This is a genomic window from Acinetobacter sp. GN11 (genome assembly GCF_054823985.1).
Map to the genome: position 1 here is coordinate 1 of NZ_JRVL01000264.1, position 593 is coordinate 593.

Below are 593 nucleotides of genomic sequence, written 5' to 3' on the forward strand. Positions count from 1 at the left end.
AATTCTTTGTCATCATTTATTTCCAATAAAATAACGGAACAAGCAGCTTCAAAAGACCAATACCCATAATATCCACCATCAGTTTTATGGGTATCATGCCAAGGTGCACCTGCTAAATCTTTATACCATTTCTTTAAAAATTTATGTAAATGCTTCAGAGAAACCTTATTATCTTGGCTTACAAAGGCATTTGAAAGCTCAAAGTAAGGCTGGGGAAAAAGAACATCAGAACAGTCAAAACGATTATCATCAGAAAAAGCTAAAAATTCTTCAACGATCCAGTCTTTACCTCCATTTTCTTGATTCTCTCCATCTACTAATTTGGCAACACTCATTAATAAGTCATTTCTTTTTAATAAATAACAAAGGCTAATTAACCAAATATATAAGCAGTAATCATCAAGTAACTCTAAATCAAAGACACTAAAATTTGGATCTTTATAATAAGTTCTTTGCTTTTCAGACAAAATATTAAATAAATTTATGACACTCTCAAAATCTACACGTAAGTGATCAATAGATCTTCCAGCAGTATAGTCTAGTATAAATAGATCAAATTGATATCTTGCAGCTATAGAATAAGAATCTATCCA

1 protein-coding gene is annotated in these 593 nt (G+C 30.4%); it reads right to left on the reverse strand.

The annotated features are described in order from the left end of the window. The coding region (locus tag NL42_RS17790) for a PoNe immunity protein domain-containing protein (protein ID WP_461313765.1) at positions 1 to 593 on the reverse strand (593 nt) is incomplete at both ends.